The sequence below is a fragment of the Ignavibacteriales bacterium genome, from assembly GCA_016214905.1.
Lineage (GTDB): Bacteria > Bacteroidota > Ignavibacteria > UBA10030 > SZUA-254 > PNNN01.
Genome location: JACRMQ010000007.1, coordinates 361,754 through 387,901 on the forward strand (window position 1 = coordinate 361,754; position 26,148 = coordinate 387,901).

The following is a 26,148-nucleotide window of genomic DNA, read 5'->3' on the forward strand; positions in this document are numbered from 1 at the left end:
ATTTCCAAAATAATTTTCTAAACTTTTTATCTGTGTTTATGTTCCTTCAACAACAATCATTTTAGATTCAGCGGTATCATATCTCAGTCTTTTGGGTTTTGCATACTCTGCGGACGACCACCATTCTTTTGCCCGAGTGACAGAAGGAAACTCCAACACAACAAGTCGCTTGGGAATCCAATCACCTTCCAGCACTTCTACAGGTTTCCCGCGGACGATATACTTTCCCCCGTAGGCATGAACTGTATCTTCAGCCAATTTTTTGTATTCCTCGTACCTGACCTGGTCTTTTACGTTGATATCAACAATAACATAAGCCGACATAATTGTATTCCTTTATTTTAAGATAATTATTTATTGATTAAACAAATTAGAATTTATCAATCAGGGATTACCGCTTCGTCATACCATTTAAAATCACGTACGCTAAGATTAATTCCTATAACGATTGAAGTCACACAAATTAAAAGCCCGATTATAAAAACGATATCTGCCAGCGGCTCGGCAATATCGAGATTATTAGACAGCAGCCAGTTCCAATCGTGGATCAATCCACGCCCGATGAGGTGCAGTTTTCTAAACGGCGCGTCTTTAATGTATATGCTTACATTCACAAAATTTTCCCCAAGCCAAAAGCCCGCGGCGCCGATATACCAATTTCGTTGTTTCGCTATAACGAGGACCAAAGCAAGCGGAATTAAAATTTGTGTCAACGAGCCGCCTAAAAAGTAAACGGTGCGGCCGAATATTTTAAAAATAAGATGCCCTGCCTCGTGTATGTAAAGGTTCATCCAATCTGTAATCCAAACAATGAATGGCGGACGGAAGCTTGCCGATGTTGGATCGTAATCTGCGAATAAAATGTAAAGCAGATACGTCAGATACGCGTAAAGCGACAGTTTGAGGATTAAAAGAGTTTGTTTCATTATGGTATGAAAATAAGAACGATTCGGGAGAATGGCAAATTTAAAGAAGCAAATCAGTGACTTGTGATTTCGCTGAACTGAAGAAAATTTCAGAGATTTGTTCTAGCAATTATATTTGACCCCCACTATAATCTTCCTCCTTCACTCCGCTAAGGACATGCCTTTTCCAATGGGGAGATTGATGGCTGACTTGCAAAACCTCCGGTATCTGACTTTAAATTACTTAAGAAGATACCGGAGGTTTTATTTGCAAATTTATTTTTTCTTCAACTTCAATTTTGCTTTCTGGTATCCCGGCTTGATGACGTCGTAGATGATTTCAATGCGTTTCTTGTACGGAATGAAAGAGCTTTTCATCGCGTTGATGGTGATTTTTTCCAGATCATTCAATGTTAATTTAAATACATCATGTGCCAGTTTGTATTCTCTCGTCATCGATGTATCGCTCATAAGGCGGTTATCGGTATTCAATGTTACACGGAATTTATAACGGAAGTATGTTCGGAACGGATGCTCTTCCACGCTCTTCGCCGCGCCCGTATCAACGTTACTTGTTAAGCACATCTCCAACGGTATTCTTTTATCGAGCACATACTGGGCAAGATATCCCATGCTCACAACTTCAGTCGGATCGTCGTCAGAAATTTTCATGTCTTCTATCAACCTTGTCGCGTGACCGATGCGGTGGGCGCCGCACCATTGAATTGCCTGCCATATAGATTCTTTGCCGAAACCTTCGCCGGCATGAATTGTAATATTGAAATTCTCGCGCTGTATATAGTGGAATGCATCAACATGTTTCTTCGGAGGAAATCCGCCCTCTTCACCGGCTAAATCGAACCCAACAACGCCGCGCTCACGAAAATCAACCGCGAGTTCAGCCATCTCTTGAGAAATTTTCATATTGCGCATTGCGCATATAATCAAACCGAATTCTACGCCAAAATCTTTTTTACCTTTTTCCAAACCGCGCAGAACGGCTGCGACAACTTCATCCCCGTGCAATCCTTTATTGGTGGAGAAAATTGGAGCGAAGCGAGTTTCAACATACACAACCCCGTCGTTGTGCATATCTTCCATCATTTCATAAGACACGCGTTCCAAAGCCTCGGGTGTTTGCATCATTGCAGTAGTATGCGCAAAACCTTCAAGGTATAAAGGAAGACTTCCGCGCTGAGCACCGCGGTGAAACCATTCCTTCAATTCACCGGGGTCGTTGGTTGGAAGTTTTTTATACTTGATCTCTTTAGCAAGCTCTATAATCGTTTCAGGTCTGAGTCCACCGTCGAGATGATCGTGAAGCAAAACTTTTGGAACAGAGTGGAGAAATTTTTCGGTAAGTTTCATATCTGATTTTCTTTCAAAATTGTCGTATTTTCGGATTTTTCTTAAAAAATAGTGGAATTAATGTACAAAGGAAGAATATCAAATGCAACGAATCACCATCGTCTTGACTTTGAAGATGTTTTTATCTAATATAATGCCTGTATGATATGATGAAAATTGAAATGACACAGGCACCGAAAATATTGATTGTGGATGATGAAGATGCTTTCCGCATGCTGTTGGCGGCAACACTTGAGGATGAAGGATTCGAAGTAGCGACCGCGCCCGATGGAGAGCGCGCTCTTGAATTTATCAATGAACAAACGTTTGATATGGCATTGCTTGACGTAAGAATGCCGGGTATAGATGGAATGGAAGTGTTAGAAAAAATCAAACAAAATTCGCCAACCACCGATTGCATCATGCTTACCGGTTTTCAAGATATCGAACTGGCGGTCAAAGCTATTAAAAACGGCGCGAAAGATTTTCTTGGAAAAACTCAAAGTGTTGACGAGCTTCTGATTCGCATCAACAACGTATTGCGCGCCCACAGGGCGGAGGCGCACATAACGGAAGTTCAACAAGATTACACTTCAAAGCTGATGCACGATTTGCTTTCTCCACTGCATTCACTTCAATCGGCAATAGACTTTTTGGAAGGGGGGCTCGGCGGCCCCGTTACCGATCTTCAGAAAAAAGTTTTATTGGAAATAAATTCCATGCTCGGAAATATGGATGCCTTGCTGAACGATATGATCGATCTGACAATGTTCGAATCGGGGAGAATCGATCTGCAAAAAATTCCAACCAATATGGATGAGCTGGTTCCATCGGTATGTGCTCGTTTCAAGCCGCAGTTATCGGTTAAAAATATCACCTTAAATATAAACATCGGGAAAAATATTTCAACTATCACCGTTGATCCGGCGAGGATCGAGCAGGTTACAAATAACATTCTCGACAATGCGGTTAAGTACACTCCCGAAGGTGGAAGCATTACAGTTTCAATTTCAACTATTATTGAAGAACATGATAGCAAACCTGTCGAGTTTATTGAAGTTTCAGTGACCGATACAGGAAATGGGATTCCTCCGGCACTATTACCTTTTGTTTTTGATAAATATAAAGAAGTGCTCACCGGTAAATCGTCGGAAAAGAAGACAACAGGATTGGGTCTGGCTATCTGCCGCAGTATTATTGAAGCTCACCACGGACAGATGACGGCGAAATCAGAGATCGGAAAAGGAAGCACCTTCAGCTATATTCTTCCTATCGATGTGGGGTGAAGGTAATTTCTAAAAGATGTTAGCCACGCTCAGCGTGAAGTAAAACTGTTTTGGTTCCTTCATTCGATAAGTAAAATCGGCGCGAAGTATGTCGAAAATTTTACTTACTCCGATTCCCATCTCAGAATACCATCCGTTCGATGTCGTAGCATTCGCGAGCCAGGTTTGCGCAAATGAACCGTGTAAAATGATCTCTATCCCGTTGCGATAAAAATACGGTATATCCATAGCGAGAAACGGTGTACTGCGGAAATTATGCTCGATATTAAATTTTAAGAAGCGATCTCCGCGGAATTCTTTTATACCGCTTCCCCTCAAAACACCGAATGGAGCGACACCGCTGGCGCGTGAATCGAGGACAAATAACCTTTGCTGAGGCAACGTTCCGTTACTGATACCGCCGCTAACCCGAAATTTCAAAGAAGGCGGAAAAAGTAAACTCTGTGCGTAAGTAGGTAAATTGAAATCAACGTCAACGCGATATCGTGTGAAATTAAAATCACTCTTCAATAATTTCGATGAAGAATGTTCAATTCTTAATTCGATAGCATCGCGCGGTACGAGATCGAGGGGAGCAGGTGAATCGCCGAACCGAAAATCGAATTGCAACGATCTGAAATTACCCTCAGCAATAGGCGGATTAAGTCGGAAAGATTTTTGAGATGAAAATAAGCCCCGCGTTACACTATTTATCATCGATGATTGTTTTTCATTTAAAAAACTTATTGTCCCGCTAAGTGTCCGCCGTGGTTCATATTCAATAAACGCATTCCATCCTTTTGTCAGAAAATAATCACGGTAGTCGTTCTTATCTATCAGCGACATAAGTGTTATAGCGAACGAGCCAAAATATCCGTCGTCGGGGACATTGTCGAGTTTGTAATAGTACGAACCGCCTGCTTTTAATTTTCGGTCTTTCGATAAAAATATCGTAGTTCCAACTTCATATTTAAATCGTTTGTCTGAAAAACCATAACCACCGGAACCATTTAGGGAGAGAAAATTCGTGACAGTATCCATTTCGTATCGTCCCCCGAAGAAAAATCCTTCAACCCGGTTGAATCGCACATCAAGGTAGTTCAATATTCCGCCCACACCATCATCCGATAATGCCATAAGCGGTCCGGAGGGTTTAAATTGTTTATCAAGAGTTTGAGTGCTGTCGAGCGATTTGTAAGCTTTTTGTTCATCCGCTGTTAACGGAAGAACTTCGTTTTGCGCCCAAAATGTCGAATCAAATTTTATCGATGACGAATCAACTGCAAGCCGAGGTTTTTTCAAAACGGTATCTGGTATTGTGATGTTTATTTTGTAATCGTAAATTGAAGATGTTGCTTCAATCCCGAATCTCGGCATGGTGATGCCAACAATGCTGACACTCAATCCGCCGCTGATCCGATTATCTATGGGCATCCAGAATAAACTGTCGAACAATCCGAATTGTTGTTTATAACGCAGGTCGATATCTTTCACGAAAGGAAAAGTGAATGTCTCGTTCGGTTTCACATCTACACCCATTACCGCATAAGTTCCTTCGGCAATTGTAATAATCCCATCAAAGAGGGGACGAAGACGGGACTTCGGTATCATTCTAATTTTATAAATCTCAAAACCGTTTACAACAGACGTGCCCATCAGTTTATAATCATAATAATCGAGTGCATCCGGTGCTGTTGGACCGACGAAAGTAAAAGAGGTTGACTTTCTATTTACACCGACGTTAAATAATTTAATCTCGTCATCGTTGAAGTTGATAATCCGGTGAACTGCGGCAAAGTTTTCCGTGCCGGGTATATTTTCGGTTTGCCTTTTCTGTTTTACCACTTCGCGAAGTGTATCGCCGATCAGCATATAACCTGTTGAGTACGATTCGGTGATGCTCGCGATCGCTGTGTCACGCCTGATAACCTGACGTGAGAATGCGTCGAATTTGTACGACTTAAGTTTATCCATCCACGATCGCTTATTTGCGATAGCTTTCCTTATTATCTCGATTGCAGGATCTTCAGCAAGCACTAAAAATTCAGGCAATTGAATAGGCGATGGCTTTAGTTGTATATCTTTCACAACCGATTCTGTTAAATTTATCGCTAAAGTTTCGGGTTGATAGGCGAGGTAGCTGAATACCAGGGTGTGTGTACCCGCTCCAATCGATAGACTGTATCTGCCCTGAACGTTTGTGATTGTTCCTTTTGATGTTCCAAGCAGACGTATGTTCGCGGCAGCCAGATAATCGTTATTTGAAGCATCGGTTACAATTCCGCGAATAGTGTAAATATCCTGACTGGCCGATAATTGAATGAGTAATAAAATTGAAGACGAAATCAGTAAGGAACGCTTAAATCTTTTTTTCATCTAAATTGTTATATAATTGATGAAATATAATTATTGTTTGTTTATTGTTCGAAGATATATCGACATATGTTTCGTTGAGCAAAAAACATTTTTCGGATCACTCAAATCGATAAGCAATTTTCACAAAACCGGCAATAAGAAAAGGATTGAACGACTTTCCGTCCGAATTCAAAAACGGCTGTTCTTTCCACTGTGCGGTTCCTGCAGAGATGATCGCTTCAGCCGAAACAACGATGGATTCAATGATCGGGTATCCGACACCTCCGCCAATGCCCGCGCTGATACCGTTGAGATTGAGTTTCCCCAACTCTTTATGCTCAAGCGATCCGCTCGAATATGAAATTTGAATCAGTAAATACGACTCAACCAGTTGGCGTAATAAAAAGTATTTTCCCTCAACAGCAAGATTGAGAAATGTAAAATCCATAGATGATTTTGAAGTATTGCCTCCATTGACGATCCAAATATCGTCGATGGTTTTAAAATAGCCGTACATGTTTATGCCTATCGCCCATTGTTCTGAAAAATGCCGGAGATATCCAAGGTGAATACCGAGGTTTGTTCTACCCGCAACATCATATTGAAGATTGAACAAAGATTTTTCAAACGAGTGCACGGTCCCGATACCGAATGAAACTTCATTGGGAATAACCGTACATAAGCTATCATCTTGTGCGATACTGATTTGTGTTGCCAGAATGGACAGTATTAGAACAACCAAAATATATTTCATTAGAAGCTCCTTATGGCATTATAGTAAAAGGTTAAGATGTAAGAATGTACAAATCCGGCTGAAAGATATCAAATAAAAAACACCATGATCTTCTCTGTTCAATCATTGGAAGGTATCGGAGGTTTGAATCGTAAAATACTAATTAACTCGCCTCAAAACCGCAATAAAAAATCCATCAGTATTATGAAGATGCGGCAACAACGAAACAAACGGAAGTTGAAATGAATATCCGCCTGAGCTAAAAATATTTTCGGATTTGTCAGGTTCGAATTCCGCATGCTTTAACAAAAACGTATTCACAACATCTTCGTTCTCCCGTTTGAGTATGGAGCAAGTAACGTATACAAGTCTGCCGCCCGGTTTTACAAATTGAGAATTAAAAGTAAGAAGCTCCTGCTGTTTTTCAACATATCTTTGTATCACGGCTTCTGTCAAACTCCACTTCAATCCGGGATTACGTCTAATGGTTCCCGTGCCGCTGCACGGCGCATCTACGAGCACAATATTAGCTTTTGCAACTAATTCATTTGAGCGCAGATGTGAACGGGCAATCGTTCGGATATTCGTTATCCCTGCCCGCTTAGATCGTGTCATCAGTTCGTGTAATCTCTCTGTGCCGGTATCGATCGAAAAAATATTCCCTTCATTATTCATTAAACCCGCCATGTGCAACGATTTACCACCCGCACCCGCGCATCCGTCAATAATTGTCATACCCGGTTTTGGAGCGATCATCTGAGAAACAAGTTGACTTCCTTCGTCCTGAATTTCAAACCAGCCGTCTAAGTACGAAGGATTGATTTTTGCGGTAAACCGCTTCAATGCGATTAGTCCGTCTGGCGAGATAATGGTTCGTACCGTTTCAATTCCCTCTTTCTTAAGGCGGGTCATGCAATCATCACGGTTTGTCTTAAAAGTATTGACACGCAGAATGGTTGGCGCGGGAATGTTCATTGATTGAAGCAGTTGTTCGGTTTCGCTGCCCCACTTATCGAACAAATCTTTCACTAACCATTCAGGAAACGAATAACGATTACTTAATTGTATTACCGGATCTTCCGGTAAAAAAGGAAGAGCTGAATTCGATTTAATCCATTGAGTGAATTCATCAAGATCGACTTTTGGAAATTGAGTTTTCCAGAGGTGCGGTGCGATGAATGAATTGTTTTCAATTGCCATTGAATATGCCACCACCTGCGATAAGTAGCGGACATGCGGTCCTTCCAGAGATATTGATGAAGGATGTTGATGAACATACTCCTTGATTAAAGTACGGATCAATTTCCGATGACGTATCATGCCGTAAACCATTTCAGCAATGTAACGCCGGTCGCGCGCACCTAAATATCTTTTCGCCCGGAAAAATTCCGCGGTAATTTTATCTGCCGGCTGAGACTCGGCATCAATTTTTTCGAGTAACTGTATAACATGTCCAACGAGCGAAGAGGCAATCATACGGCAATGAATGGTTTGTTCATATCGGTGTTCATATAAGCTCTTGCCATTCTTGGTGTGTTAAAAGATATCCCGAAACCGCCGTTTTTATTCAACGCTATTACACCTCCGAAACCGTCGGCTTTGCGATGAAGTATTTCTATTCCCTTTTCTGCAGCATCCTGAGCATCACCGCCGTTGATTTCCATCAGGTCGATTACGGTTTTAGCCATTACAACTTTGATCATCGCTTCGCCCCATCCTGTTGTAGATACACCGCCAACTTCGTTATCGGCATAAGTGCCGCAGCCGATGAGAGGAGAGTCACCCACGCGACCAGGATATTTGTTCGGTGTTCCACCCGTAGATGTTCCGGTGCAGATATTCCCGAATTGGTCGAGTGCAACAACACCAACCGTATCGGAAGATATTTTTAATTTTTGAAAAGTGTCTTTAGTCTTGAATTCTTTTTTGGTCCGTAGCGATTCCCATCGATCCCGCTCTCGTTTCGTTACAAGTTCTGCAGATTCACAAATAGCAATACCGTGTTCCTTAGCATATTGTTCAGCACCGTTTCCAACAAGAAGTATATGCTCGCTCTCATCCATAATCTTACGGGCGACTGTAATAGGATTTCTAATATGATGGACTGCCGCAACCGCACCGCATCGGATTGTTTTGCCGTCCATGATACTTGCATCAAGTTCTACCACTCCTAATTGGTTTAGATGTGAACCGTATCCCGCGTCGAATGTTTCGTCATTCTCCATGGCTCTTACGGCTTGTTCAACAGCATCAATAGCGCTGCCGCCCGATGTAAGAATTCTCCATCCAACCTCAAGCGCCTGTTCAACACCTTTATGGTGCGATTCGACCGCGTTATCCGGAATATCCCACGCCCCGCCATGTACAATAATTGATATCATAAATACAAATAGTTTATATAAACATGAATGAAAGTACAAAAAATTGACAGCTTATGCAATGATGCAATGGATACTTTATGGCAGAAAAACCATTTTAACGGATGAATCTTTTGATAAATCAATGCATCTGATTTATTGATGCAACTATAAAGAATATCGAACGCAATAATAGGTAAAATGGATTCAATATGAGTAAAAATATTTTAACAGCAACAGATGATAATTTTCAACTCGAAGTGCTTAAATCAGATATACCGGTTTTAGTCGATTTCTGGGCGCCTTGGTGCGGACCGTGCCGGATGATCGCTCCTGTAGTGGAAGAAATATCTGATGAGTATGCGGGTAAGTTAAAAGTTGCAAAGCTAAACACGGATGAAAATATGGATACCGCACTCAATTATAGCATCAGAAGTATTCCTACAATAGGAATTTTTGTCAATGGCAAAATGGTCGATTCCATAATAGGTGCTGTTCCAAAGAAAACGCTGAAAAGTAAAATCGATCAATACATATTGCAAGTCAGCATAAATTGATTTTCACCTTGCTTGATTATGATTGAAGAACTGGTTTCAGAAACGAATTACCTTAACTTATCTCATTCGAAGCAAGAAGAACTGATCGCGAAATATTGTGCGGGAATAAAATATCGGATAAGCTCGGTAACCGCGAAGAGTGACGCGAATAAAATTGTTAACGATGTTTGTAAAGGATTGGAGAAAGAATGCAAAAGCGATGTCATACGTTCTTTCCTTCAACAGTATGTACGCGATATATACAAAAATCATTGGAACGAAAAATGATTACAAAAGATATCTCTATCGAAGATTTAGTCCGCAACAAGCCCGACTCGGTCCGTTACTTGATGGAAAACGGAATAAAATGCCTCGCTTGCGGTGAACCAATTTGGGGAACGCTTGAAAGCACCGCGAAAGAAAAAGGATTTTCCGATTCCGAGATTCAGCGATTTGTGGAAGAGATTAATTTGTTGAACAAGGTTGATACCGCTAAATTCTAAACCTTAATTTCTAAATAATAAAACATTTTTTTGCGCCGAAGGCGCATCCGCCTCTGGCGGAAATTTTAACTTTTTAATTTTGGATTGATATTATGCCAGTATACGATTACAGATGCACAGATTGCAACAAGACATACGATGTCTATCATAAAACTCAGGAAGTGAAAGATGATATTGTCTGCCCGTCATGCGGATCATCGAATCATAAGAAATTGATGTCGGTTACTCAGATGTCGATGGGTTCTGATTCCGGTTCAAGTTGTTCAGACGGATCATGCGGACCATACACCGGCGGAGGTTGTGCCGGTGGTATGTGCGGATTGAACTGATTCAATCATCCCGACTTTAATCCTCAATAATAAAATCCCGCAATTAATCCCCGCAAGTTCGGAATTTCCCGAATCGGTGGGGATTTTTATTTTCATAAAATGATGAAATTAAGAAACACTCAAACTTGAAACTTGCCTTTAAAATTGTTAAACTAAACAAGATGGTTTAGAAATCTCAATTTTAGTGACAGGTATTTATGCGTTCTACAATTTCATTTATTCTTGATGGAAGGATCACTGATCTTGATCTCAAGAATTCCAAAACATTTTCTCCTACATCAACCATTTTAAATTTTCTTAGAAGTTTACCCACGCATAAAGGTGTCAAAGAGGGATGCGCCGAAGGCGATTGCGGTGCGTGTACGGTGGTTCTGGCAGAACTTGTCGGTAATAAACTTACTTACCGAGCAGTCGATTCTTGTCTGATGTTTCTGCCAATGATACACGGGAAGCAATTAATAACAGTTGAGAACCTGAAAACCTTAGATGGCAAACTCCATCCGGTTCAGCAAGCGATGGTTGATGCGTACGGTAGTCAATGTGGATTCTGTACGCCCGGAATAATAATGACGATGTTTGCGCTCTATAAAAATCATCAGCATCCGACCCGCGAACAAATTGATAACGCGTTAACCGGTAATCTTTGTCGATGTACCGGATACAGGCCGATTGTTGAAGCGGCAGAAAAATCATGTGTTCATAATCGTGTTGATCATTTTACTGATGATGAACAGCAAATCGTAGAACTTCTAAAATCGATTTCTAAAGAGTCGATTCATGTTCAAGCAGGTGAACAAAAATATTTCCGTCCTGCAAGTTTGGGCGAAGCAATTTCACTAAAGCATCAACATTCCGAAGCAATCATAATTAATGGTGCGACAGATATTGCCTTGCGCGTTACGAAGAATCATGAATTGTTGAAAGAAATTATAGACCTTTCCGGCATCGAAGAACTAAAAGTAATTACTAAAACCGATTCATCGATAGAAATAAGCGCCGGTGTATCGCTGAATGATATTCTCTCGCCGATTGAAAAAGATTTTCAAGCGTTACACGAAATACTAAAAGTTTTCGGTTCACATCAAATCAGAAATCTTGCCACGCTTGGCGGTAATCTTGGGAGTGCTTCACCGATAGGGGACACACTTCCGGTTTTGATGGCTTACGATGCAAATGTTGTTGTTGAAAGTTTGAACAGCAGGCGAATGCTACCGCTTCACGAGTATATAACCGGATACAGAAAAACAGTCCGCAAGCCAGATGAAATTATCACTTCTATTATAATACCGAAGTTAACCAACGGCTCAATAGTAAAATCTTACAAGGTATCTAAACGTAAGGATTTAGACATATCAACGCTCAGCGCATGTTTCAAGATTGGCCTTGACGGTAATATTGTGAAGTCGGTGATTCTCGCTTATGGTGGAATGGCAGAGCGGACTAAACGTGCGTCCATAGTTGAACAATTTCTTCTCGGTAAAGAGTGGGAAAGAAAAACCTTAGAACAAGCGATGCAATTGATTGAAAAAGATTTTACTCCGATCTCTGATGCACGCGGCAGTGCGGAGTTCAGATTGAAAGCTGCTCAGAATTTGTTGTTGAAATTTTTTATCGAAACAAAAGGAACAAATTAAATATGGAATTTACGGTTTGTAAAAATGGTAACTTTATTTTTCTTATTATTCTTGCTTCGATTCTTTGTATTCAAAGTTATGCGGTGGGACAAAAACAATCCGCACCTTCCGATACTGTTGAACTCACATCATTGAAGCATTGGCCCCAGCCGACGAAACAAGTTCCACCCGAATATCCGACGCTTGCCAGGCAAAATAATGTTGAAGCCGAAATTATGCTCAGCGTTTTAATCGGCAAAGATGGTAAGCCGAAAAACATTAAAGTTGTGAATGTAAAAACATCTTTCATGAAAGATGCATTAGCAAAACCCGACACACCGGTACCTGATCCGAAGTATGCGAAATTATTTCACAAACCATCGATTGACGTCGTAATGAAATGGAGATTCACAAAACCGCTAAAGCCCGATAGCACCACAGCTTTAGTTTGGGTTAATGTGCCTCTGAAATATCAGTTGACAGTACAAAAATAGATAAATTAGAATGAACAATAAATTACCACACGAAAGCGCAGAGTTGCATGTTACCGGTGAAGCCGTTTACATCGATGATATCTTGGTCAACGAACAATTGCTTATAGGGCGAGTAGTCTACTCGCCCCATGCTCATGCAAAAATAAAATCGTTCGACTTAAGCGAAGCGAAAAAAGTGCGCGGCGTTCATGCAATACTATGCTACAAAGACATTCCCGGACATAATCAAATGGGACCGGTTATTAAAGATGAGCCGGTTCTTGCGGAAAACGAGGTGACATTCATCGGACAGGCAATGTTTCTAATAGCTGCCGAGACCAATGAGCAATGTCATGAAGCGGAGAAAAAAATTAAAATTGAATATGAACCGCTTGATGCAATTCTTGAACTCGAAAAAGCGATAGAAAAAAATAATTTGTTGGGTCCGCCAAGAGAAATGAAGCGCGGTGATGCTGACGCTGCTTTGAAATCATCTAAACATATAATTAGCGGAGAACTCCGCACCGGTGCGCAAGAGCACTGGTATCTTGAAACGCAGGCATGTTTGTCTGTTCCGGGAGAAGGAAAAGAAATAAATGTTTTTAGTTCTTCCCAGCATCCATCCGAAACTCAAGCGCTAGTAGCGGAAGTTCTCGGAATAAAGAAACATGAAGTAGTTGTTGAAGTAAAACGAATGGGTGGAGGTTTCGGAGGAAAGGAAACGCAGGCGAATCATATCGCATGTTGGTCGGCTTTGTTGTGCCATGCTACAAAACGTCCGGTAAAAATCCGTTTGTTCCGCGATGACGATATGATTATGACCGGCAAACGTCATCGTTATCTTACAAAATATGAAGCCGGTTTTGATAATGAGGGATTGATAAATGCGGTAAAGCTTGAATTCAACAGCGATGGCGGTGCGGCAACAGATCTGTCGTGCGCAATCATGGAACGCACAATGCTTCACGCCGATAATTCATATTACATTCCAAACATGTCGGTTAAGGCATCAGTGTGGAAAACGAATCTTCCCTCGAACACTGCCTTTCGAGGATTTGGCGGACCGCAGGGCATGGCGGCAATCGAAACTATAATAGACAAGATCGCTCGCTATCTCAAAAAAGATCCTGCCGAAATAAGATTCAAAAATTTCTATGGAATGAATGACCGCAACATTACTCATTACGGACAAACTGTTAAGCATAATCGGCTTTACCTTATTTATGATCAGATAATAAAATCTTCTGAATATGAGAAACGCCACAAAGAGATTAATGATTTCAACATTAAAAATGAATTTTTCAAAAAAGGCATAGCACTTACTCCCGTGAAGTTTGGAATTTCTTTCACCACAACATTTCTCAATCAAGCCGGCGCCCTCGTGAATGTTTACACCGACGGGACAATCCTTGTCAATCACGGTGGTACGGAAATGGGGCAGGGACTCAACACGAAAATTCAGCAGATCGCCGCGGCAGAATTCGGTGTGAGCATAGATCGTGTGAAAGTAAATGCCACCAATACATCCAAAGTCCCGAACACATCGGCAACTGCCGCTTCATCCGGTTCCGATATGAACGGTATGGCGGTTAAAAATGCAATTGATACAATCAAAGAACGTATCTCAAAAGAATTAGCATCGTTTTGGACTGAGAAACAATCCAGCAATCCGACAATCCAACAATCGGTAATTTTCAAAGACAATTTCATTTTTGATTCCGATCATCCTGAAAGAAAAATCTCTTTTTCCGATGCTATGCTTCAAATGAATTTACGTCAGGTGAGTTTGAGTGCGGCAGGATTTTACAAAACACCGACAGTCGGCTGGGATAAAATTAAAGGACAGGGGAAACCGTTCTTTTATTATTCATTCGGAATGGCAGTTTCTGAAGTGATAATTGATGTTCTGACGGGCCAGCATACCCTTTTGAGAACGGATATTTTGCAGGATGTTGGAGATTCTATCAATCCCGGAATCGATATGGGGCAGGTAGAAGGCGGATTCATTCAAGGCGTTGGCTGGTGTACAACTGAAGAAATTAAGTGGGATGCAAAAGGAAACTTGATGACTCATTCTCCCGACACTTACAAAATTCCGACTGTGCAGGATATACCGAAAGATTTTCGTGTTAAGCTGATGGAGGGAGTTCCGAATCCTGTCGGTACAATCCGCAGAAGTAAAGCAATAGGTGAGCCGCCGTTTATGCTTGCGCTATCTGTTTGGCTTGCTATCAAGGATGCGATCTCTGCAGTTGGCAATCATAAGTTTGAACCGGAGTTTTCATTGCCGGCAACGAATGAAACGATATTGCTTTCAATTGAGAAATTAAAGAAAAAATAATTAACCACGGATTACACGGATATCCACAGATTTGAATTATCCGTGTTAATCTGTATAATCAGTGTCATCAGTGGTAAATAAAAAATGAAATTCTCTCAACCTCCATTTGTAACGGGTTTAAAATGTCTTGTCTGCGGTTCATCGTATCCGCATGGCAATATATTCACCTGCCCTCACTGCGGCACCGAAGGCATTCTCGATGTTCAATATAATTATGAGGCAATAGTTCAAAATCCGAAATCCACAATCCGCAATCCGAAATCTTCTGATATTTGGCGTTACAAAGATTTGCTTCCGATCTCTTCCGACATTCCACTCCCGCATTTGCATGTTGGCTGGACGTCGGTTTACGACGTGCCACGGCTTGCACGTTATTTCGGACTCAGAAAATTGTTTTTGAAAGATGACGGGCGTAATCCGACGAACTCGTTCAAAGACCGCGCAAGCTCAATTGGAGTTATGAAAGCAATGGAATTCGGTTTCAATACCATTGCATGTGCGTCAACAGGAAATGCAGCATCATCCCTTGCCGGATTGTCTGCCGCAGTTGGATTGAAGAGCTACATCTTTGTACCTGAGCGCGCGCCGGAACCGAAAATTACACAGCTACTTATTTTCGGTGCGACTGTGTTCAGAGTAAAAGGAACATACGAGCAGGCATTCGATCTCAGTAAACAATCGTGCGATCAGTTCGGATGGTACAACAGAAACAGCGGAACGAATCCCTTTCTTGTTGAAGGGAAAAAAACTGCCGGATTGGAAATTGCAGAACAGCTTGGCAAGAATATTCCTGATTGGGTAGTCGTCTCTGTTGGTGATGGCTGTACAATCGGCGGAATAGGAAAAGGTTTGCAGGAAATGAAACAACTTGGTCTTATCGACAGAGTTCCACGGCTGTTAGGAGTTCAAGCCGAAGGTGCGAAACCAATTCTTGATGCTTTCACTTCAGGGAATGATTTAATTCCAACCGACACGAACACAATAGCCGACAGCATAGCAGTCGGCACACCGAGAAACTGGCGAAGAGCAATCCAACAAGTCCGATTATCACACGGTGAAATGATCGCCGTATCGGATGAAGAAATTTTAGAAGCTATGCGAGTTACAGCACGGCTTGGCGGCGTGTTCGGCGAGCCGGCAGGTGTTACGGGTGCGGCCGGTTTGAAAAAAGCCGTTGAACAGAAAATTGTGAAATCTAATGAAACCGCTGTGATAGTTATAACCGGAAACGGTTTGAAAGATATTCAATCTGCAAAACAAGCTGCTGGGAAAGAATATTTAGTCGAACCAACCCTTGATGCCGTTGCAGATCTACTTGAAAAACAACTGAAACTATAAATCGCTTTGGAAAAATTATGCTACTCAAAAACACAACATCCATAGTTCTTGATCCACCATCGATTGAATCTGTTGACATTCGTCTTCTCAACTGTAATATTATAGAGAAGGGAAAAAACCTAGCGCCAAAGAAAGGCGAAGAAGTGCACGACCTTTCCGGAAGAATCATCATGCCGGGTCTGGTGAACTCGCATACGCATCTCTATTCGGCACTTGCAAGGGGAATGGCTTATCCTAAAGAGCCGCCGCAGAATTTTCTTGAAATCCTGCAAAAAATCTGGTGGAAGCTTGACCGCGCTCTCGATGAAGATGCCATCTATTATAGTGCGCTCGTCGGAGCGATAGATGCGGTGCGTTGCGGAACCACGACGCTTATCGATCATCATGCATCTCCGAAATCGATCACCGGTTCGCTCGACATAATCAAAGAAGCGATGTGGGAAGTCGGATTGCGTGGAGTATTGTGTTATGAGGTGACAGACCGGGGCGGAAAGAAAGAACGCGATAAAGGTTTGGAAGAAAACGAACGTTTTATCAAAGACAACAAAAAGAATTCACAATTTCGCGGAATGGTCGGTGCGCACGCCGCTTTCACAATGAGCAATGAAACTATGTGCCTCTGCGGTGAATTATCAAAAAAACACGATGTTGGGGTTCATATTCATGTCGCTGAGGACAAAGCAGACATGACCGACGCGGAAGAAAACTATCGTTGCAGAGTAATCGATCGTTTGAAAGAAAATGGAATTCTTCGAAAAGATTCGATCCTTGCTCACGGCGTTCACTTGAATGAAAAGGAAGTTAATGAAGTTAAGAAAGCGGGAAGCTGGTTGATGCACAATCCGCGTTCCAACATGAACAACCGTGTTGGGTACGCGCCGCTGCATTTATTCGGTGAGCGGGTCAGCTTGGGAACAGACGGATTCCCCGCAGATATGTTCGAAGAATCGAAAATAGGATTTTATAAGAGGCAAGATTCGCGAGCAGAAGGAAACGTAAACATGGCTAAACTTCTGCAAAACGGACAGCGAACGATTTCGGAAATATTCGGTCAGAAATTCGGATCGCTTAAAAAGGGTTCTCCCGCCGATATAGTTATACTCGATTACCAGCCGCCAACACCGATGACGGTAGAAAATCTGGCAGGACATTTTCTCTTCGGCATGAACTCATCGATGGTTGAATCTGTAATGATCGACGGTAAATGGGTTGTGAAGAACCATGTGCTGGTGGGGTTCGATGTTGAATCGGTTTATGAAAAATCGAAAAAAGTAGCAAAGAAGTTATGGGAGAAGATGGAAAAATTGATCTAAGAATGAATATTATGTTTTATTATTAGTGTATTGTTATTTTGATCAAAAATCTATTTATCTATTCAAGGTATGATTAGAATGACTAGACATTTTCTCCTTTCATATCTCTTGATGACATTTCTTTCTGTATCAACTTCTCACACACAGGAGAAAATTGAAAATGTCTTGTTGCCTTTTCAAAATCCTGACTTGTCGATAGAAGATCGGGTGAACGATTTAGTGTCAAGGATGACGCTCGATGAAAAAATCAAACAACTGCTCTACAATGCACCAGCAATTGACCGGTTAGACATTCCTGAATATAACTGGTGGAATGAAGGGCTTCATGGTGTTGCACGGGCGGGAAGGGCTACCGTTTTTCCACAATCTATCGGACTTTCAGCAACGTGGGATACCGAACTGATGCATCGGGTTGCCACTGTTATTGCCGATGAGGCACGCGCTAAACATCACGATGCAGTGCGAAACGGCAGAAGGGGAATTTATGAAGGTTTAACTTTCTGGGCGCCGAATATAAATATCTTCCGCGATCCGCGATGGGGACGCGGTATGGAAACGTACGGTGAAGATCCGTACCTTACCGGACGACTCGCAGTGGAATTTATTAAAGGTATGCAGGGAGATGATCCGCACTATTTTAAAACAATTGCAACGCCAAAACATTTTGCAGTGCACAGCGGTCCCGAGCCGGAGCGCCACGTTTTTAACGCGGTCGTTGATGAGAGAGATCTGCGCGAAACTTATCTGCCGCATTTCCGCGATGCAGTTGTGGATGGAAACGCACAGTCTGTTATGTGTGCCTACAATCGGTTCAGGGGAACGCCGTGTTGCGGAAGTAATGAACTGCTGCAAAAAATCTTGCATGATGAATGGGATTTTGACGGATATGTGGTTTCGGATTGCTGGGCGATAAAAGATTTTTATGACACTCACAAGATCGTGAAATCGGGACCGGAGGCAGCGGCTATGGCACTGAAAGCCGGTACGGATCTGAATTGCGGCGTTACTTACGATAGTCTTGGAATTGCAGTCAGGTTAGGACTTGTTGGCGAAGAGCTTGTGGATCGTTCTGTGAAGCGGATTTTTCAATCACGGTTTAAACTCGGTACGTTCGATCCGCCCGAAAGAGTGCCGTTTGCCAAAATTCCGATCACAGTTAATGACAGTAAGGAACATCGTGAGATTGCGCTTGAGGCAGCAAGGAAATCGATAGTGCTTTTAAAAAACGATGGCGCTCTTTTGCCTTTGAGTAAGAATTTAAAATCGATTGCAGTCATTGGTCCAAATGCCAATGATGTTGAAGTATTGCTTGGCAACTATAATGGAACCCCAACCGATCCTGTAACTCCTCTGGCAGGTATCCTGAATAAGGTAAAATCGAAAACGAAAATATTTTATGTACAGGGTTGCAATGTTGCGGAAAATATTCCGTTACTTGAGGTTGTCCCGTCTTCAGTCCTTTTTAATAAGAAGGGAACAGGTAACGAGAACGGTTTAGCTGCCGAGTATTTCAACATTAATAATTTTTTGGAGAACCCTGCGGTTACGCGCATTGATTCCGCAATCGATTTTAATTGGTGGGATAAGCCCGCTGTAACCGGATTGAAAGCAGATAGTTTCAGTGTCCGATGGACCGGCATATTAATTCCTCCCGTCTCGGGAAAATATTCAATTGGCTTGAACGTATTCGGTGGTTCGAAACTTTTTTTGGATGATTCGTTGTTGGTTGAGATTAATAACTCGCATGTAGTACAGACAGATTGGAAAAATATTGAACTGTTTGCCGGTAAATCATACAAAATACAAATCGAGTTTTGTGACAGGCGGGCAGACGCGAGCGTGCGGTTTGTATGGTCGAAACCGAATCCGCATTTGAAACAAGAAGCTATTGAAGCGGCGAAGCAAGCTGATGTCGTTGTGATGTGTCTGGGGCTGTCACCGCGACTTGAAGGGGAGGAAATGAATATTGATGTTGCGGGATTTTCAGGCGGTGACCGTGTGGATATCGGACTGCCAAAGATACAGGAAGATTTATTAAAAGACATTGCCAAAACAGGTAAACCGATTGTGCTGGTACTTTTAAACGGAAGCGCACTTGCAGTAAATTGGGCTGATGAAAATATTCCCGCGATCATTGAGGCATGGTATCCGGGACAGGCGGCAGGTTCGGCGCTTGCCGATGTTTTGTTCGGAGATTACAATCCGGCGGGCAGGTTACCGGTTACTTTTTATAAATCGGTCGATCAACTTCCGCCTTTTAGCAATTACGGGATGAAAGAAAGAACTTATAAATATTTTACAGGTGAGCCGCTTTATCCGTTTGGGTACGGATTAAGCTATACAAATTTCGATTATAGTAATTTAAAACTCGAGACCGGGAATATAAATACCGGTGAGAGTCTTTCGGTTTCAGTAGATGTTAGCAATATCGGCAAACGAGCAGGTGATGAAGTTGTTCAATTGTATATAAAACATTTGAATGCATCTGTTCCTGTTCCTTTGCGGTCGCTTCAGGGCTTTCAAAGGATTTTTTTAAAACCTGATGAGGTAAAAACAGTTAAATTCTTACTCACTCCCCGGCAACTTTCAGTAATTGACGCTAACAATAAACGTGTAGTTGAGGCGGGGAAAATAGAAATCAGCGTCGGAGGCAAACAGCCGGGATTTGTTGGGCGTGAGGACACAGCTACAACAGGAGTTATATCGGGTAAATTTGAGATAATTGGATTACCGTTTCCGGTAAATGAGAGATGAATGAAGGAGCGTTCTTGTTACAACTTGCCGTATCTTTTGGAATAGATATACCGTAACCAGCGAGTGAAGAATTCGTTTCCTTCTTCCCGCCAAACATTTTCAGGATTGTTCGTATTGAAATTTGCAGGATTGCTTACCAATCCTTTTTGCAAATCGCGGTAATGTTCAAAAACTATCCGGTCGGTATCGTATTCGTGATGTCCGAGGTGACCTATAAACCGGTGATCGGACGATTCAAAAATGAAATGCCCGCCTTTTTCGGAATAAGCCAGAGGATTTATTGTTCCGGAGTTTACCGCCAAGCGGAACTCGCTTTCGTTAAGGCCGGCATATCTACTTTGAGGACAATAAAAATTCTCTCCCAGCCCTCCGGTTACAGGATGATTGCGATTTAAATTTTTTGAACGATAAACACCAAATAATTTTTTCGTGTAATTAATTTTTTCTACTCCAAAGTATTTTGCAATTGCAAGTCCGCCCCAGCAAATTCCAAATGTGCTGGCTATGTTGACGCGTGCATATTCAAAAATTTCCAGCAACTCATTCCAGTAAGTAACCGATTCGAACGGGATCGTTTCAACCGGAGCGCCGGTTATAATCAATCCGTCTAACGGTTCGTTTTTAATTGTTTCCTCAAACGTCAGATACCATTTTTTGATATGATCTTTATCGCTGCTTTTGTAGTTATGATTTGTCGCTCTTATCCATATCGGAATAACGGCGATATCCGATCTTCCAATTGAACGTAAAATACTGAACTCATACTTCTCTGCTTCGGGCATGACGTTGAATATGCCGATGCGTAGAGTGTGTTTATCGTATGCTTTTATGATTTGTTTTTCAATGCAAGTAATTCCGTGCTCACGCAATGAGGCTGTGATGGGATAATTGTTTGATAATATTAATGCCATAGAAATAATATAGTATCTATTTTTGAAAATCCAATCCTTGGAAATCTCCTCAAAAATCCCGAAATTGATACACTTATTCATAAAAATCGCAAATGAAACACAAAATAATTGGTAAGGGAGAACGCAGAGTAGATGCAATCGGTAAAGTAACCGGCGCGGCGAAGTACGCCGAGGACTTTAACGTCATGCATCAATTGTACGGCAAAGTACTGCGCGCGAAACATCCTCACGCCAAAATTCTGAAGATCGATACATCGAAGGCGCAAAAAATAGATGGTGTTGAGGCGATTCTTACCGCAAACGATATTCCGGGCGACAAAGTTTTCGGCGTCGTCGTTAGAAATCAAGCAATACTCGCTCACGATAAAGTCAGATATCTCGGTGATGGTGTAGCGCTGGTTGCGGCAAAAACAAAAGAGATAGCCGAACAAGCCGTATCATTAATCGAAGTCGAATATGATCCCTTGCCGGTAATTTCGGATTCCGAAGAAGCGCTCAAACCTGAATCAATAAAAATTCATGGAGATGATAATCAGTTCGTTCATCATCATGTAACAAAAGGAGATATTGAGAAAGGTTTTACCGAAGCGGATTTTATAATCGAGAAAAAATTCAAAACACAATTTATAGAACACTCAGCAATTGAACCTGAAGCAGTATTGGCAGAACCTTTAGAGCATGGCGGTGTGAGAGTTACAGGTTCGGTGCAAAATTTATTTTCAAGCAGACGCTCGGTTGCATCTGCTCTCAAACTCGATCTGAACAAAGTTCAGATAATTCAATCAACACTCGGCGGTTCATTCGGCGGGAAGGATGAAGTAATGACGGCGATGTGCTGTCGTGCCGCTTTACTCTGTATGAAAACGGGTAAGCCCGTGAAGATGGTCAATACACGTGAAGAGTCGATGATAGAAAGTTACAAACGGCATCCGTACGTTCTCTATTATAAATGGGGCTGTAAGAAGAATGGTTCGATAACCGCGATGGAAATAAAATGTATTGCAGATGGCGGTGCGTATGCTTCGATGAGTCCGTTTGTAACGTGGCGCTCGGTAGTGCAGGCGACAGGTCCGTACTATTGCGAGAATGTTAAGACAGATGTTTATGCGGTTTACACAAACAATAATTATACAGGCGCGATGCGCGGCTTCGGTTCACCGCAGGTGAACTTCGCTATTGAATCGATGATGGATGAACTTGCCGAAAAAGTTGGAAAAGATCCTTTCGAGATTCGTTTACAAAATGGATTTGAAACCGGCGCTGTTACTGCAACAGGACAGAAGCTTGATCATCGTGTAAGTTTGAAAGAAGTTTTGACTAAATCTGCAGAAGCGGCTGATTTTCTGAATAAATGGAATCAATATCGCACACCATCAACAACTTCGAAGCGCAAAGGCATCGGGCTTGCATGCAGTTATCGCGGTGTTTCGCTCGGTGCTGAAGGAACCGATGCCGCCGGTACAATTGTGTCGGTTCAAACTGATGGCAGCGTGATTGTCTCATCCGGTATTACAGATATGGGACAGGGAGCGCAGACTCAGATGTCTCAGATTGCCGCTGAAGTTCTTGGCATAACGATGGATAGAATCCAATTTTTGAATACGAACACGAGTCGTGTTCCGGATTCCGGACCAACTGTTGCATCGCGCGGTACAATCATGGGCGGCGCTGCGGCGAAGAAGGGTGCCGAAATTGTTCGTGCATTTCTGATGAAAACTGCATCCGAAATGACGGGGCTTGATGTTATGTCGCTGGATTTGAAAGACAATTATCTTATTGATACCAACAACGGTGAACGACTTGCATCATTCAATGAAATTGCTGCGGAATGTTTTAATAAAGGCAGGCCTATGTACGGATTCGGCTGGCATAAGTCGCCGCAAACTTCTTGGGATGAACATCACGGTCATGGTGAAGCGTATTTCACTTTCGTTTACGGAGCTAACATTGCCGAAGTGGAAGTGGATACCGAAACAGGTAAAGTTGATGTTCTGAATTTTGTTTCTTGTCATGATGTTGGCAAAGCAATCAACCGCAATTCAGTTCTCGGACAATTTTACGGCGGTGTTGCGATGGGACTCGGTTACGGATTGATGGAGGAATTCGATTTTGAAGATTCAATTCCGAAACAATTGAACTTTGACGAATATTTAATTCCAACATCGATGGATGTTCCGAATATCATACCGATAATTGTTGAGAATGATGATGCCGCCGGACCTTTCGGTGCAAAGTCAATCGGTGAACCGTCGAATGAATTAGCTGCACCTGCAATCATAAATGCAATTTACAACGCGACAGGAAAACGCATTTATGAAATTCCTGCAACTCTCGAAAGAGTTCTGCTCGGACATAAGCTCACGAGAAAAGGGGAACGTGGTTCAGCGAAGAAGGAAGAAGTTTTGTCAGATTCATGCAAGATTAGACCGGAGGGAAGATGAAACCTTTCGAGTACAAAGCGGTTAACTCAGTCGAAGAAGCGTGTTCGGTTTTAGCTGAATATGGTTCAGATGCGCGCATACTTGCCGGCGGTACAGACTTGCTCATCGAATTTCGCAAACAAAATGTTAGAACTCCAAAAGTTGTTATCGATATTTCGTTCATAAAAGAAATACACAGTATCGAATCTCCGAATGGAACAATTATCATTAGACCTTTAGTCACGCATTCAGAGATCGTAAATTCAAAAGTTGTCCAACAATATGCTTCGCTTCTTACGAGTGCTGCATTGGTTATCGGTTCACCTCAGATTAGAAACAGGGGAACTGTCGGTGGCAATATCATGAATGCTGCCACATGTGCAGATACGGTTCCGCCATTAATCGCTCTTGGAGCGAAAGTAACACTAGAATCTAAAGCTGGTTCGAGACAGCTCGATCTTTCTGATCTATTCATCAAGCCGTATCAAACAAAAGCTAAACACGAAGAAATCCTAACTGAAATTCATTTTACAAAACTTCCACCAAATGCTAAAAGTTCTTTCATAAAACTTGGAAGAAGGAATGCTCTGGCAATTTCACGCTTGAGTGTTGCCGCGATTTTAACTCAAGATAAGAACGGAAAAATTACAGATGCCCGAATAGTTCCCGGTGCAGCACTTCCGGTATGGAAACGAGTTACCGAAGCTGAGAAAATATTGATCGGCGAAAAACCATCAATAGAATTATTCACAGCTGCGGGACAAAAAGTATCTGAAGTTCTGATTTCACATACAGGCAGGCGCTGGTCGACGGAATATAAAGAACCGGTAATTGCAGTATTGGTGAGGAGAGCGTTGGAGCAATGTACCCTCACCCCCAACCCCTCTCCCAAATTGGGCGAGGGGAGTTCCGATTTATCGGAACTGGGAGAGGGTTAAATGGAGATTATCATGAAGAAATTTACAATCAAGACAATCGTAAACAATCGTAAATACGAATTTTCCGTTTCCCAAAATCAAACCCTGCTACATTTTCTCCGCGAAGAATTAGGACTAACCGGAACAAAATGCGGCTGCGAAATCGGTGAGTGTGGCGCTTGCACAGTTTTACTCAACGGTGAAGCGGTGAATTCCTGTCTCGTGCTTGTTCCACAAATCGATGGAAAAGAAATCGTTACGGTGGAAGGATTGTCGATCAACGGCAAACTTCATCCCCTACAAGAAACGTTTATGAATCATGATGCAGTTCACTGTGGTTTCTGTACGCCTGGAATGTTGATGAGCGCAAAAGCGTTGCTTGATAAAAATCCCAAAGCAGGCGAAAAAGAAATTCGGACCGCAATTTCCGGAAATCTTTGTCGATGCACCGGTTATGTACAAATTGTTGAGGCGATCAATGATGCTTCAGAAAAATAAAAAAATGAAAAACGTACTAACAATAATATTAATCTTGTGCTTTACATTTCCGCTCTTTGCACAAGAAATAGATCCGACAGTTGCCGCGGTTATAAACAATGTCAATGCTGATTCGTTGACATATTTTGTTTCTGAGCTATCCGGGGAAATTCCTGTAACTGTAAACGACACACAGTATACAATTGCCTCACGCTACGATACTGCTTCGGGAAATGCAATTGCCGCGCTTTACATCAATCAGAAATTGCAAAGTTACGGATTAAATCCACAATTTCAAGACTTCCCTTCCGGCGGAAGGAATGTTTTTGCCGTTCAAACCGGTATCGATCATCCCGGTCAAATGTATATTATCTGCGCTCATTATGATGATATGCCTAGAGGTACTGTTGCCCCCGGGGCAGACGATAACGCCAGCGGTACTGCCGCTGTTATTGAAGCGGCAAGAATTCTCAGCAAGTATCAAACATCTTACACAATTCTTTATGCTCTTTGGGATAGAGAAGAACAGGGACTTCTGGGAAGTGAATATTATTCAAATCTTGCGTCGGCAAAGGGTGATACAATTCTTGGTGTGATCAATCTTGATATGATTTCATGGGACAGTAATGACGACATGGCTATGGATATTCACACATCATCGACAGGCAATTCATTAAAGTTAACAGATACCGTTCTTTTTGTAAACACAACTTACAACATCGGAGTGTTGCCAGTGGTAAAAAATCCTGGCAGCGAAGCAAGTGATCATGCTTCTTTCTGGGTGAATAATTATAGTGCAATAATGTTGATTGAATCTTTTTCCGATTTCAATCTTTACTATCATAAAACAAGTGATTTATTAAGCGCATTCAATAATGCGTTCTATTATAGAATGTCTAAATTAGCATTAGGTACTATTGCAACTCTCACTGGTGTCCGTGAAGCAACTCGAGTCTCGGTTACAGAAGGGACTATTTCTAATTACATCTTAAGTCAAAATTACCCGAATCCATTTAATCCGGTGACAACCATCGATTACCGGTTATCGTCTTTGACATCCGTAATGCTTGAGGTGTTTGATATGCTCGGTCGGCGGGTAGCAATTCTTGTTGACGATATACAACCTGCCGGGAAACATACTGCAATATGGAATGCTTCTGATTGTTCTTCCGGAATGTATGTTTACAGGTTGAGGGCAGGAGATTATTCGCAAATGAAAATAATGGCATTAATTAAGTAATTGAATTCAAACATTTCAATA

General features: G+C 42.0%; 23 protein-coding genes. 15 read left to right on the top strand and 8 right to left on the bottom strand.

What is annotated here, in order from left to right:
- Positions 1-36 precede the first annotated feature (36 nt).
- The 3 genes from HZB59_08770 to HZB59_08780 all read right to left on the bottom strand — a co-directional run bounded on the left by HZB59_08770 (position 37) and on the right by HZB59_08780 (position 2,273).
- Positions 37-324, bottom strand: a complete 288-nt coding sequence (locus HZB59_08770) for a DUF1330 domain-containing protein (protein ID MBI5021514.1) — start codon at positions 322-324, stop codon at positions 37-39.
- Between the two features lie 56 nt (positions 325-380).
- Entirely contained in the window at positions 381-926 is a 546-nt protein-coding gene (locus HZB59_08775; protein MBI5021515.1) for a hypothetical protein, read from the bottom strand.
- 255 nt (positions 927-1,181) lie between these two features.
- Entirely contained in the window at positions 1,182-2,273 is a 1,092-nt protein-coding gene (locus HZB59_08780; protein MBI5021516.1) for an adenosine deaminase, read from the bottom strand.
- A gap of 161 nt (positions 2,274-2,434) precedes the next feature.
- On the opposite strand from HZB59_08780, the gene HZB59_08785 reads away from it, so the two are divergent.
- Positions 2,435-3,538 (top strand): hybrid sensor histidine kinase/response regulator, encoded by a 1,104-nt coding sequence (locus HZB59_08785; GenBank protein ID MBI5021517.1) that lies wholly within the window; start codon positions 2,435-2,437, stop codon positions 3,536-3,538.
- A gap of 9 nt (positions 3,539-3,547) precedes the next feature.
- Here the strand turns inward: HZB59_08785 and HZB59_08790 are convergent, their stop codons facing one another.
- The 4 genes from HZB59_08790 to HZB59_08805 all read right to left on the bottom strand — a co-directional run bounded on the left by HZB59_08790 (position 3,548) and on the right by HZB59_08805 (position 8,986).
- Positions 3,548-5,893 carry a carboxypeptidase-like regulatory domain-containing protein gene (locus HZB59_08790; protein ID MBI5021518.1) on the bottom strand — a complete coding sequence of 782 codons (2,346 nt, stop codon included), beginning with the start codon at positions 5,891-5,893 and terminating at the stop codon, positions 3,548-3,550.
- A gap of 97 nt (positions 5,894-5,990) precedes the next feature.
- On the bottom strand, positions 5,991-6,626 hold the full coding sequence (locus tag HZB59_08795; GenBank protein ID MBI5021519.1) for a DUF3575 domain-containing protein: 636 nt from the start codon (positions 6,624-6,626) through the stop codon (positions 5,991-5,993).
- A 138-nt stretch (positions 6,627-6,764) separates the two neighbouring features.
- Positions 6,765-8,081 (bottom strand): hypothetical protein, encoded by a 1,317-nt coding sequence (locus HZB59_08800; GenBank protein ID MBI5021520.1) that lies wholly within the window; start codon positions 8,079-8,081, stop codon positions 6,765-6,767.
- The gene (locus HZB59_08805) at positions 8,078-8,986 is read right to left on the bottom strand and encodes an isoaspartyl peptidase/L-asparaginase (GenBank protein MBI5021521.1); all 909 of its coding nucleotides are present in this window, start codon (positions 8,984-8,986) and stop codon (positions 8,078-8,080) included. Before HZB59_08805 ends, HZB59_08800 begins: the two co-directional genes overlap by 4 nt.
- Positions 8,987-9,174: 188 nt before the next feature.
- On the opposite strand from HZB59_08805, the gene trxA reads away from it, so the two are divergent.
- The 10 genes from trxA (at position 9,175) to HZB59_08855 (ending at position 20,162) form a co-directional block, all read left to right on the top strand.
- Positions 9,175-9,519: a thioredoxin gene (gene trxA / locus HZB59_08810; protein ID MBI5021522.1), complete on the top strand. Its 345-nt coding sequence runs from the start codon at positions 9,175-9,177 to the stop codon at positions 9,517-9,519.
- A gap of 18 nt (positions 9,520-9,537) precedes the next feature.
- Positions 9,538-9,786, top strand: coding sequence for a hypothetical protein (locus tag HZB59_08815; protein ID MBI5021523.1), 249 nt, complete (start codon positions 9,538-9,540; stop codon positions 9,784-9,786).
- Positions 9,783-10,001 (top strand): DUF1858 domain-containing protein, encoded by a 219-nt coding sequence (locus tag HZB59_08820; protein MBI5021524.1) that lies wholly within the window; start codon positions 9,783-9,785, stop codon positions 9,999-10,001. Before HZB59_08815 ends, HZB59_08820 begins: the two co-directional genes overlap by 4 nt.
- 92 nt (positions 10,002-10,093) lie before the next feature.
- Positions 10,094-10,330: a zinc ribbon domain-containing protein gene (locus tag HZB59_08825; protein ID MBI5021525.1), complete on the top strand. Its 237-nt coding sequence runs from the start codon at positions 10,094-10,096 to the stop codon at positions 10,328-10,330.
- Positions 10,331-10,527: 197 nt separating this feature from the next.
- On the top strand, positions 10,528-11,964 hold the full coding sequence (xdhA, locus tag HZB59_08830; protein ID MBI5021526.1) for a xanthine dehydrogenase small subunit: 1,437 nt from the start codon (positions 10,528-10,530) through the stop codon (positions 11,962-11,964).
- 2 nt (positions 11,965-11,966) lie between these two features.
- Positions 11,967-12,437 carry an energy transducer TonB gene (locus tag HZB59_08835; GenBank protein ID MBI5021527.1) on the top strand — a complete coding sequence of 157 codons (471 nt, stop codon included), beginning with the start codon at positions 11,967-11,969 and terminating at the stop codon, positions 12,435-12,437.
- 10 nt (positions 12,438-12,447) lie between these two features.
- Entirely contained in the window at positions 12,448-14,757 is a 2,310-nt protein-coding gene (gene xdhB, locus HZB59_08840; GenBank protein MBI5021528.1) for a xanthine dehydrogenase molybdopterin binding subunit, read from the top strand.
- A gap of 84 nt (positions 14,758-14,841) precedes the next feature.
- Complete coding sequence (gene thrC / locus HZB59_08845) at positions 14,842-16,095, top strand: threonine synthase (GenBank protein ID MBI5021529.1); 1,254 nt, start codon at positions 14,842-14,844, stop codon at positions 16,093-16,095.
- A gap of 17 nt (positions 16,096-16,112) precedes the next feature.
- Positions 16,113-17,408 carry a putative aminohydrolase SsnA gene (gene ssnA / locus HZB59_08850; protein ID MBI5021530.1) on the top strand — a complete coding sequence of 432 codons (1,296 nt, stop codon included), beginning with the start codon at positions 16,113-16,115 and terminating at the stop codon, positions 17,406-17,408.
- Positions 17,409-17,486: 78 nt separating this feature from the next.
- Entirely contained in the window at positions 17,487-20,162 is a 2,676-nt protein-coding gene (locus tag HZB59_08855; protein MBI5021531.1) for a glycoside hydrolase family 3 C-terminal domain-containing protein, read from the top strand.
- A gap of 17 nt (positions 20,163-20,179) precedes the next feature.
- Here the strand turns inward: HZB59_08855 and HZB59_08860 are convergent, their stop codons facing one another.
- Positions 20,180-21,073, bottom strand: coding sequence for a homoserine O-succinyltransferase (locus HZB59_08860; GenBank protein ID MBI5021532.1), 894 nt, complete (start codon positions 21,071-21,073; stop codon positions 20,180-20,182).
- 92 nt (positions 21,074-21,165) lie between these two features.
- Between HZB59_08860 and HZB59_08865 the strand changes: the two genes are divergently transcribed.
- Genes HZB59_08865 through HZB59_08880 form a run of 4 tightly spaced genes read left to right on the top strand, consistent with a single transcriptional unit; the run spans position 21,166 to position 26,127 of the window.
- Complete coding sequence (locus HZB59_08865; protein MBI5021533.1) at positions 21,166-23,514, top strand: xanthine dehydrogenase family protein; 2,349 nt, start codon at positions 21,166-21,168, stop codon at positions 23,512-23,514.
- Positions 23,511-24,431 carry a xanthine dehydrogenase family protein subunit M gene (locus tag HZB59_08870; GenBank protein MBI5021534.1) on the top strand — a complete coding sequence of 307 codons (921 nt, stop codon included), beginning with the start codon at positions 23,511-23,513 and terminating at the stop codon, positions 24,429-24,431. Before HZB59_08865 ends, HZB59_08870 begins: the two co-directional genes overlap by 4 nt.
- A gap of 12 nt (positions 24,432-24,443) precedes the next feature.
- Entirely contained in the window at positions 24,444-24,908 is a 465-nt protein-coding gene (locus HZB59_08875) for a (2Fe-2S)-binding protein (protein ID MBI5021535.1), read from the top strand.
- A 4-nt stretch (positions 24,909-24,912) separates the two neighbouring features.
- Complete coding sequence (locus HZB59_08880; GenBank protein ID MBI5021536.1) at positions 24,913-26,127, top strand: M28 family peptidase; 1,215 nt, start codon at positions 24,913-24,915, stop codon at positions 26,125-26,127.
- Positions 26,128-26,148: the final 21 nt, after the last annotated feature.